Origin of the sequence: uncultured Roseibium sp., assembly GCF_947494555.1 — a bacterium.
Lineage (GTDB): Bacteria > Pseudomonadota > Alphaproteobacteria > Rhizobiales > Stappiaceae > Roseibium.
Genome location: NZ_CANLVF010000011.1, coordinates 114,865 through 124,483, shown reverse-complemented (window position 1 = coordinate 124,483; position 9,619 = coordinate 114,865). Strand labels below are relative to the sequence as shown.

Sequence of the window (9,619 nt, the reverse complement as noted above, 5' to 3'; positions counted from 1 at the left end):
CCTGCGCTTTATGACTGAGCCTTTGTTGTCATCCCGGTTTGACGCACCAGCGGCAAAACCGGGATCCAGTGGTCTGTAACTTGAGGTAACTGGCACTGAGTTGAGCCCGATGACTACTGGATCCCTGCCTGTGCAGGGATGACAACTGGATTGCCGTGAGACGAAAAACATCCACTGTCATCCCGGCCAAGCGAAGCGCGCGCCGGGATCGGGGAACCGCAAAAGATCAGCGTTATGTGTTTCATGGCCAGCGCCGATGCTCTCCGATCCCGGAGCTCTGCTGCACTGCGCCCGGGACGACGACGTTTGGTAGATGCACGGACATTGAGGTTCTGTGCTGCGCAACGAACTCTGCGCCGTCCCGGACTTGATCCGGGACCAATCCAAGCGACCTGGTTAGGCGCTACTCTAGACTCGTGTGGTGACAGTGCCATCGAGCGGTGCGGCTCCGCCAGCTCCTTGGAAATACTGAGTGAATGTCCTGCTGGTCCCCGCGAAAACGCTGAGCTGAAAACGTGATCTGGAACGGAAATCGGTGAAAAGCCGGAACCGGAAAAAACTATTCCTCTTCTGCGCTGAGCTTTGAAAAGCGGTGCCCGGCGCATTGCTGGAGGGCAAATTACATTAAGGCCATCAGACTGGGATTGGAGACCCTTGAAGATGGCCAACCGTCGCGGTGACACCGTGAAAACGCTGAAAAAACCTGAAGACCGCCTCGATGTTTTTCCGGCGTTCATGAAGGTTGCCGGTCAGCGTGTGCTTGTCGTCGGCCATGGCGGTGAAGCGGCTGCGAAGGTACGCCTGCTGGGCGAAACCAATGCCAGCATCGTCGTGATCTCGAAGGTCGTTGAAGCAGATCTTCAGGAGGCGATCGATCTCTACCGCGCCGAGCATATCGCCGAAGACTTCCGCCCCGTGCATCTTAACGGCGCCGCACTTGTCTTTTCGGCGCGTGAAGACTGGGATCTCGACAAGGCTGTCGTCGACGCCGCCCGGATCAAGGGTGTCCCGGTCAATGCGGTCGACAAGCCCGAGCTCTGCGATTTCTACACAGGTGCGCTCGTCAACAGGGCGCCGATTGCCGTTGCAATCACTTCCACCGGCGTCGGACCGGTTCTGTCCCGTCACATTCGTGCACGCATAGAGGCGATGCTGCCCCGCGCGACGGGCGAGCTGGCGCGTCTGGCAGAAAGCTTCCGGGATGCGGCAACCAAGGTCATCACCGATGGAGCGCTGCGCCGCAATTTCTGGGCGCGGTTCTTCTCCGGTTCCGTTGCAACCAATCTCTATGCCGGAAAATCCGACAAAGCCCGTGCCGAGGCGCAGCGTCTTTTGAACGGAATGGCCGACGAGCCTGGATTTGTCTGGCTGGTCGGTGCAGGACCCGGCGCAGAGGATCTTCTTACGCTGCGGGCGCAGCGCCTGCTTCAGGAAGCCGATGTGATCGTCCATGACGCGCTGGTTCCCTCAAGCGTCGTCGCCATGGGCCGCCGTGATGCAGAACGCATTTCCGTCGGCAAGCGCAAAGGGGCGCATTCCGTGCCGCAGTCCGAGATCTGCGAGCTGCTGGTGGACCTTGCTGAAAAAGGTATGAAAGTTGTGCGCCTGAAAGCCGGGGACCCAATGATCTTCGGCCGGGCTGCAGAAGAAATGGAGGCGCTCCGCGCTGGCGGGATCGGCTTTGAGATTGTTCCCGGCGTGACTGCAGCCTTCGCCGCGGCAGCTTCGGCCCAGATCCCGCTGACCCTGCGCGGTGTCGCCTCCAATCTCGTCTTTGCAACGGGTCATAACGCCAAGTCTGAAACACTGCCGGACTGGGCTGGTCTCGCACTGAAAGGCGCGACTGTTGCTGTCTATATGGGTCGCACCGTTGCTGCAGCTGTTGCCGGCAAGATGATCGGAGCCGGCCTCAAACCGGATACGCCGGTCGCGGTCGTTGAAAACGCCGCACACGCAGACGAACGTCTTTTTGCCGGAACGCTTTCTGAACTCGCGGTTCTGTCGAACCGTGAAGAGATCGACGGACCGGTGCTCATTGTCATTGGCGAGGCCGTCGGTCACGCCGCCCTGGATAAGGCCGAACCGCTGGCGCCGCATATTGTGGCCCGGGCTGCGGTCGCCTGAGGAAAAGAAAGCAGACGCCATGAAAGTCATCACAGCCAACCGCCTCCTCAACGGCGACGTCGTCTGGCTCGGCGAAAACGGCAACTGGGTCGAGCGTGTGACGCTTGCAAGCACCTTTGAGGGCAAGGACCAGGTCGCGCAGGGACTTGCCATCGGACAGGACGCTGAAAAGGCGCAGAAAGTCGTCGGGGTCTACGAAATGGACGTGTCGCTCGAAGACGGCGTGATCGTACCGGTCCGCCTGCGCGAGCGCATTCGCGCCGCAGGCCCGACCACACATCCCCAATTCGGCAAACAGGCACAGGCCGTTTCGGCCTGATCAGGACACAAGGAAAAGGCAGCGCCGCATAAGCAAAAACGGCAGCGCCAGCCAGGAGAGTTCAAAGATGTACCGTTACGACGAATTTGATGCCAGCTTTGTCAATCAGCGCACCGAACAGTTCAAGGATCAGGTCCGCCGCCGTTTGGCGGGTGAGCTGTCCGAGGACGAGTTCAAGCCGCTGCGCCTGATGAACGGCCTCTATCTCCAGCTCCATGCCTACATGCTGCGTGTTGCCATTCCCTATGGCACGCTTAATGGCCGACAGATGCGCAAGCTGGCCCATATCGCGCGCACCTACGACAAGGGCTACGGGCATTTCACCACGCGCCAGAACATCCAGTTCAACTGGCCGAAGCTGGAAGACACGCCGAAAATCCTGGAAGAGCTGGCGGAAGTGGAGATGCACGCCATCCAGACCTCCGGCAACTGCATCCGCAACGTTACGGCGGACCATTTCGCCGGCGCTGCTGCCGATGAAGTCGCAGATCCGCGTCCCTATGCGGAAATCCTGCGCCAGTGGTCTTCTCTCCACCCGGAATTTTCGTTCCTGCCGCGCAAGTTCAAGATCGCCATCACCGGCGCGCCGAACGATCGTGCCGCCGTTCAGGTCCACGATATCGGCTTGCAACTGACCCGCAACGATGAGGGCGAGATAGGTTTTGTCGTCTATGTCGGCGGCGGGCTCGGCCGTACGCCGATGATCGGACGCAAGGTGCGCGATTATCTGCCGGAAGAGGATCTGCTGGCCTATTCCGAAGCGATCCTGCGCGTTTACAACCGCTATGGCCGCCGGGACAACAAATACAAGGCGCGTATCAAGATCCTGGTGCACGAAACCGGTCTGGAAGAGCTGAAAGCGGATATCGAGCAAGAATTCGAAAAAATCCGCTACGGCGTTCTGCGTTTGCCGGATGAGGAAGTCCGCCGGATCGAAGCCTATTTCGCACCGCCCCCCCTCGAAGTCGGTCAGGCAACCTCGGCAGCTGTGGAAGCGCGCCGCGAAAACGACGCTGCCTTTGCCCAGTTCCTGGCGCACAACCTTAACCCGCATCGGGTACCTGGCTATACATCCGTGACGCTGTCCATGAAGCCCATCGGCGGTATCCCTGGCGATGCCTCGGATGCGCAGATGGAAGTTATCGCGGAGCTGGCTGAAAAGTACGGCCACGATGAAATCCGCATCAGCCACGAGCAGAATGTCATTCTGCCCCATGTAAAGCTCGACGATCTGCCTGCGATTTTCGACCGGTTGACGGCAGCGGAAATCGCAGAAGGCAATGCTGGCCTGATCACGGACATCATCGCCTGCCCGGGTATGGACTACTGCGCCCTGGCAACGGCTCGCTCGATCCCGGTTGCACAGCGCATCTCGGAGCGTTTCGGCACAGCTGACCGCCAGGCGGAGATCGGCGAACTCAAGATCAAGATCTCAGGTTGCATCAACGCCTGCGGACACCACCATGTCGGCCACATCGGCATCCTCGGCCTGGAAAAGAAGGGCGAGGAATTCTACCAGGTGACGCTCGGCGGTTCGGCGAACGAGAACGCGTCCATCGGCGAGATTGTCGGCCGAGGCTTTTCTTCCGATGAAGTGGTCGATGCGATCGAGACACTGGTCGAGACCTATCTTGGTCTGAGATCCGGCAAGGAAGAAACCTTCCTGGAGGCCTACCGCCGGGTTGGGGAGGTGCCGTTCAAGGAGGCCCTTTATGGCGCTGCATGAGACATTCAGTCTGGGGGTAGATCCGGAGCTGGGGCTGCAGGCGGAAGTCGCCGCGCTGAACTCCCAGTATGAGGACCTGTCCGCACAGGAGATCCTGATGGGCGCAATCCGGCACCAGTTTGCCGGTGATATCGCCATGGTCTCCAGCTTTGGTGCAGACTCGGCCGTGCTTCTGCACATGGTCGCCCAGATTGATCCGTCGACACCGGTCCTGTTCGTCGACACGGTGAAACTTTTTCCGGCGACGCTGCTTTACCGGGACGAACTGATTGAAAAGCTGGGTCTCACGGACGTGCGCACCTTCAAGCCGACGCAGGAAGACCTGGCAGAACAGGATCCGGCGGGAATGCTCTGGATGTCCGATACGGATGCGTGCTGCCACATCCGGAAGGTCGTTCCGTTGGAACGGGCGCTCTATGGATTTGAGGCCTGGATCTCTGGCCGCAAGCGTCACCAGAGCGCGACGCGCGCGGAACTTGAACACTTCGAAATCGATGCCGGCCGCGTGAAGGTCAATCCGCTCGCCGACTGGTCCGCAACCGAAGTGCTCGACTACGCGAGATCGCACGACCTGCCGCCCCATCCCCTGGTCTCGCAAGGATATCCCTCCATCGGCTGTCTGCCCTGCACCAGCAAGGTGGCCCCGGGAGAAGACCCGCGTGCCGGCCGCTGGCGCGGCAAGGACAAGACGGAATGCGGTATTCACTGGCCAACCCACGGCAAGGAAATCGACGGCAGTGGTATCTGACCGCTGTATTATTGAAACTGAGGACGCAAAACATGACCACGATCTATAAGGACGGCGAATTCGTCGAAGAGAACTGGAAACGCGCCGACGCGGAAACAGGAGCCGCGATTGCCGGCGATGCACTGGTGCCCCAGAGCCTGTTCCTGGAAGCCGCGGACGAATACCTGAACCGCGACGGCGAGACGGCAGTGCTGGTGGAAGCTGGAGACGATGTCGAGCTGATCCGGTCCTATCTTGACCGGCTGGCATATGTCGCTGTCGATTTCCCGAGCTTTGCCGACGGCCGTGGATTTTCGGCAGCCCGTGTCTTGCGTGAACAGATCGGCTATCAGGGCGACATCCGCGCCGCCGGAAAATACATCCTCGACCAGGTTCCGCTTGCCCGCCGCTGCGGCGTCTCTTCTTTTGAGATTTCAAAGCCGGAAGTCCTGAAGGCGCTCAAGGCAGGTGAGTGGCCGGAAGTCACGAAGTATCTGCAGCCGGTTGGCACGGTCGACGAGATCCCCGTCGGTACCCGTCCGTGGGCGCGCCGTTCTTTCCGGGATGTGGCGGTCGCAGCAGAATAAAACGTCGGCGGAGGAAACTCAGCGTCCCGTTTTTTTCCGCCGGTTCTTTAGCCCGGCTGCAGCTTGCTGTGGCCGGGTTTGCTGCGTCTTATTTCTTGAGTTTGGTATCACTCTCCGCTGAATTCGTGACGGATGATGGCACCGACGATATTCGAATAATCGTCTGTCCAAAGCGCCGTGCCGTTTGAGCGAACGTCATTCCATCTGGGATTGTCCAGAAGGGGCCCGAGATCGGTTTCATCGCGCGCGAACACCATGACATTTGCGGCAAACACCTGGTCCGGTCTTGTTTCGCCTTCAATGGCGCCATGTTCGGCAAACCGGATCGAATAGCCGTCCGCCTCCGCAACCGCTGCCAGTACGCTTGCCAGCTCCAGATACCGATTGGAGATGTGCAGCGCGAGCAGTCCGTTCTCTTCGATCTTGGAGAAAAAGAGCGCGATCGCTTCCCGTGTCATCAGGTGCACCGGAATGGAGTCTGACGAAAAAGCGTCGATCAGAAGATAATCGAATTTCCCGTCCGGTTCCGCCTCAAGTGTCAGACGCGCATCGCCGAGCACCATTTTTGTGTCGGGACCGCAGTCCGAAATGAAACGGAAATAGGCCGGGTTTGAAGCGACATCGATAACGGACCTGTCGATCTCGTAAACCGTCCAGGTCTCACCGGAAAGGCTGTGGCAGAGGAAACTTCCGGTGCCAAGACCGACGACGCCGACATGGTCCATGCCGGTTCCGGCAGACGCGCGCGCGGCGCGCAGCGTGTCGGCCATCTCGCCGGTTTCATGATAATAGGCGAGCGGTTCGGGAGATCCCTTGCCGACGTCCGCGTCAAAGGCGCTCATGGCGATGCTGCCATGAACCGTCGTGCCGTGAACCATTCTTCGATGCGTGCCGTCGTCCGTGTCCTTGACTTTGACCACGCCGAAGAACGAGCGCTCCGTGTGCACCACGCTCGGGTGGAGTTGCAGGAGAAGCACCAGCGGCACCGTCAGGATCAGCAGGACATGGGCAACAGCCTGCCATTTGACCTGCACCACGGCCGCAAGCGTTATCAGGCCGATAATCGACATGACGACGATCTCGTGGCCCTCGATCTCGGGGATCCAGCCGCGTGACACACCAACCCAGAAGAGCGCCGTGAGCGCGATTCCGAAGAGAATTGTCTTGATCGCGGTGGAAGCGGTCGCGCCGTTCTTCAGCGGCAGCAGAAACAGTGCGACCAGCATCAGCATCGGGTATTCCGCCACCCAGTTGAAGACATTCGGCGCGATGAGCCCGGCGAAGATGCCACCCAGAACGCCACCGACCGACATCCAGAGATAAAACGCGGTCAGCTGGCTGGCATGCGGGCGCAGCTGATAGAGCCGCGCGTGGCAGTAAAGAACCGTGATGAAATAGATCAGCAGATTGGCACCGAGCCCGAAGGTAAGCGGCAGCAGCTTGGGCAGGAAGATCACCCCGGCGGCCAGAATTGCGGCGAAGGGCAGAATGCTGGACAGAAAGTCAACGGAGATCAGCGGTTTTGTTTTGAACGCGATCACGAATGTCAGCAGGAATAGCGACAGCGGAACCACCCACATGAACGGCGCCGAGGCGATGTCGACGGCGATATGGGCAGTCAAGGCAATCGTGAGCGCCGAAGGAACGGCGGCCAGTCCGAGGTAAACGAAAATCTGCCGCGATGTGATGCGCTGAACCGGAGCGTGGCCTACCTCCTCAGCAGTCGCGTTTGGTTCGCTTGACGTGGTCTGGGGCCGGCGCAGAACGCTCGCCGCGCAAAGCAGGATGGCGATGACCAGAACGAGATAACCGGCAGTCCAGAACAGTGACTGAGTACCAAGTTTGAGGCCGGGCTCAAGCACGAGAATATAGAGATAGAGCGAGGCAAAGCTGCCGATATTGCTTGCACCGTAAAGGAAGTACGGATCGGATGCATGCTTGTGGCCTGTCTGCGTGAACCAGGCCTGCAACAGCGGGGCATTGGCGGAGACGGCGAAAAACGGCAGACCGACGGAAACGGCAAAGAGGCCGAGAAGCCAGAGCTCCTGATAAGTGGCAGGTGGCGTGTCCCAGCCGCTGGAAATCCCGAGAGGCAGAAAAACACAAGCGGACAAAAGCACAAGCGCATGAATGATGATTGCGTGCTTCGTACTCAGGAACCGGGTCAGGGCGTGTGCATAGGCATAGCCAAGCAGGAGAACGCTTTGGAAAAACACCATTGCGACGGACCAGACGCCCGGGGATCCGCCGAGCTTTGGCAGCACCAGTTTGGAGAAGAACGGCTGAACGGAAAACAGCAGAAATGCGCTCAGGAACAGGGTTCCTGCGAAGAGCTGCAGAACCGGAACGGTTATGCCGAAATACCCGCCTTCATTCGCTGAAAGCGGGTGTTGCCGCTGTTGCTGCATCGTGTCTTTCCCCAAAATGACCCGGGGGAAGACTACGGATGTCAAGTTAAGCAACGCATAAAAGACGTGCTTAAGAAGAAGGAAACAAACGGCGTCTAAGTCAATTTCAAGTGTTCGTAAAGCGGATCTTGAAGCCCGCACCGCGATCTTGCGGCACCATCTCAATTGTCGCGTGGTGAGCTTTCAGGAGTGCCCGGATGATCCCGAGTCCCATGCCTGTGCCCCCGCTTGCCCGGCGCGTGGTGAAGAACAGGTCGAAAATCTGATCCTGATTGCCGGCCGAGATGCCTTCGCCATTGTCCGAAACGAGAACCGAGACCCCGCCGTCGTCTGCTTGAGGTGTGAATGTAACCCTTTTCGCGCCGTGTCTTATCGAATTGTCGATCATGTTTTCAAAAACGATCCGCGCGTTTTCGGCTGACAGCGGGAGTTCGCAATCAGCGCTTTCTTCGATGGCAATGCTCTGGAACCGCGAACGCGTTTCGGCAAGAACGGCAGACAGGCGGCACGCACCGCCTATCTCCACGCTGTCGGCGCGAGCCAGATCACGAAGCCGGTTCAGCAACCGTGAGGCGCGCTGAGTATCGCTCAGGATATTGCTCAGGAATTTTTCCCGATCGGCATCGCTCAGATCAGTGCCGGCGTCGCGAAGCAACTCGGCGGCTCCCTGAATTGCGGTCAGCGGTGTCTTGAGTTCGTGCGTGATGTGGTTGGCGAAAGTATTGATATAGTCGTTGCGGTCGAACAGTTTCCGTGATGTGTCCAGCATGCTGGTCGACAGCGCATGAATTTCCCTGTTGCCGTGGATCGCGAGAGGTTTGAGTGCGTCCCGGTCTCCCCGGCCGATCTTCAAGGATCTTTCCGTGAGGGCCTTGATCGGACCTGCAATCCCGCGTGCGAAGATGAATCCGACGACAAATGTCGCGATCAGCACGAAGGCGAGCACCCAGAACACGGTATCCCATTTCAGGAACATCTCCCTGAGGATGTTACTTGGTGTACGTGAGGCGTAGACAACACCAGCGACCCTGTTGTCGATAAGAATCGGCTGCGCCACGAATACGCGAACGCTGGTCCCCCGACTGATCGAATAGATGGGTTGCGGGTTCTGCACGGTGCGTTCTCTCAAGGCGCTTGAATAGGAACCGGCAAGTGCGCGCTTGACCTCCGCCACGTGTGCGAGGGAAAGGCCGGTGTCGTCACGCCCGGCAATTATGACACCGTTCAGATCGAGAACTCTGAACCCCGCAAGTGTCAGTTTCTGGGTATCTCTGAGAACCTGTTCGATCGCTTTGCCGGTAGCCTCATAGGCCGGGTGGATTTCCTGGTCGGTCGCAATAGGATCTGGCCGCGCCGGCATCACCGGCGTCTTGTTGAGATCGAGGCTCGGGAGTTGCGGCGTCCAGGCGCCGCCAGGCTCTTTTGTCGATCGGCGCGTGGACGAAACCAGCGTCTCCAGGGAGTAGGGAGCCTGAGGAGTGGCGACGGGTCCGATTTGAAGATCCTGACCGCCGAACGTTCTGAGATTTTGTGCGGTGATCGCAGCGATGGCAGCGGACTGGGCGATGAGTTCGCCTTCCGTTGTCTGTATGAGCTGGTTTTCGTAAACACGAAAAAACACGATCCCGGCAAGCGGGACGAGCAGCATGATGCAAAGAACCAGTGCAATAACGAGACTGAGTGGCGGTCGCCAGCGGTCGCGGAAGGAGCGGGATATCACCATATGCG

General features: G+C 59.1%; 8 protein-coding genes. 5 read left to right on the top strand and 3 right to left on the bottom strand.

Features of this window, described 5'->3' with window-relative positions:
• Window positions 1-113: 113 nt before the first annotated feature.
• Window positions 114-245, bottom strand: a complete 132-nt coding sequence (locus tag Q0915_RS31980) for a hypothetical protein (protein ID WP_299484403.1) — start codon at window positions 243-245, stop codon at window positions 114-116.
• Between the two features lie 415 nt (window positions 246-660).
• Between Q0915_RS31980 and cysG the strand changes: the two genes are divergently transcribed.
• The 5 genes from cysG (at window position 661) to Q0915_RS31955 (ending at window position 5,483) form a co-directional block, all read left to right on the top strand.
• Window positions 661-2,124, top strand: coding sequence for a siroheme synthase CysG (gene cysG, locus Q0915_RS31975; protein ID WP_299484402.1), 1,464 nt, complete (start codon window positions 661-663; stop codon window positions 2,122-2,124).
• Between the two features lie 19 nt (window positions 2,125-2,143).
• Window positions 2,144-2,443 (top strand): DUF2849 domain-containing protein, encoded by a 300-nt coding sequence (locus Q0915_RS31970; protein WP_299484401.1) that lies wholly within the window; start codon window positions 2,144-2,146, stop codon window positions 2,441-2,443.
• Window positions 2,444-2,510: 67 nt separating this feature from the next.
• On the top strand, window positions 2,511-4,169 hold the full coding sequence (locus Q0915_RS31965) for a nitrite/sulfite reductase (RefSeq protein ID WP_299484400.1): 1,659 nt from the start codon (window positions 2,511-2,513) through the stop codon (window positions 4,167-4,169).
• The gene (locus Q0915_RS31960; protein ID WP_299484399.1) at window positions 4,156-4,917 is read left to right on the top strand and encodes a phosphoadenylyl-sulfate reductase; all 762 of its coding nucleotides are present in this window, start codon (window positions 4,156-4,158) and stop codon (window positions 4,915-4,917) included. Before Q0915_RS31965 ends, Q0915_RS31960 begins: the two co-directional genes overlap by 14 nt.
• A 32-nt stretch (window positions 4,918-4,949) precedes the next feature.
• Window positions 4,950-5,483: a DUF934 domain-containing protein gene (locus tag Q0915_RS31955; RefSeq protein ID WP_299484398.1), complete on the top strand. Its 534-nt coding sequence runs from the start codon at window positions 4,950-4,952 to the stop codon at window positions 5,481-5,483.
• 107 nt (window positions 5,484-5,590) lie between these two features.
• Here Q0915_RS31955 and Q0915_RS31950 read toward each other — a convergent pair whose 3' ends face one another.
• Together Q0915_RS31950 and Q0915_RS31945 are read right to left on the bottom strand one after the other, a co-directional pair.
• Window positions 5,591-7,891 (bottom strand): fused MFS/spermidine synthase, encoded by a 2,301-nt coding sequence (locus Q0915_RS31950; protein ID WP_299484397.1) that lies wholly within the window; start codon window positions 7,889-7,891, stop codon window positions 5,591-5,593.
• Between the two features lie 106 nt (window positions 7,892-7,997).
• The gene (locus Q0915_RS31945) at window positions 7,998-9,614 is read right to left on the bottom strand and encodes a histidine kinase dimerization/phospho-acceptor domain-containing protein (RefSeq protein WP_299484396.1); all 1,617 of its coding nucleotides are present in this window, start codon (window positions 9,612-9,614) and stop codon (window positions 7,998-8,000) included.
• Between the last annotated feature and the right edge of the window lie 5 nt (window positions 9,615-9,619).

Coding starts and splice junctions, on each gene's coding strand:
- Q0915_RS31980 (WP_299484403.1), bottom strand. CDS start 245: ATGAAACACATAACGCTGATCTTTTGCGGTTCCCCGATCCCGGCGCGC.
- cysG (WP_299484402.1), top strand. CDS start 661: ATGGCCAACCGTCGCGGTGACACCGTGAAAACGCTGAAAAAACCTGAA.
- Q0915_RS31970 (WP_299484401.1), top strand. CDS start 2,144: ATGAAAGTCATCACAGCCAACCGCCTCCTCAACGGCGACGTCGTCTGG.
- Q0915_RS31965 (WP_299484400.1), top strand. CDS start 2,511: ATGTACCGTTACGACGAATTTGATGCCAGCTTTGTCAATCAGCGCACC.
- Q0915_RS31960 (WP_299484399.1), top strand. CDS start 4,156: ATGGCGCTGCATGAGACATTCAGTCTGGGGGTAGATCCGGAGCTGGGG.
- Q0915_RS31955 (WP_299484398.1), top strand. CDS start 4,950: ATGACCACGATCTATAAGGACGGCGAATTCGTCGAAGAGAACTGGAAA.
- Q0915_RS31950 (WP_299484397.1), bottom strand. CDS start 7,891: ATGCAGCAACAGCGGCAACACCCGCTTTCAGCGAATGAAGGCGGGTAT.
- Q0915_RS31945 (WP_299484396.1), bottom strand. CDS start 9,614: ATGGTGATATCCCGCTCCTTCCGCGACCGCTGGCGACCGCCACTCAGT.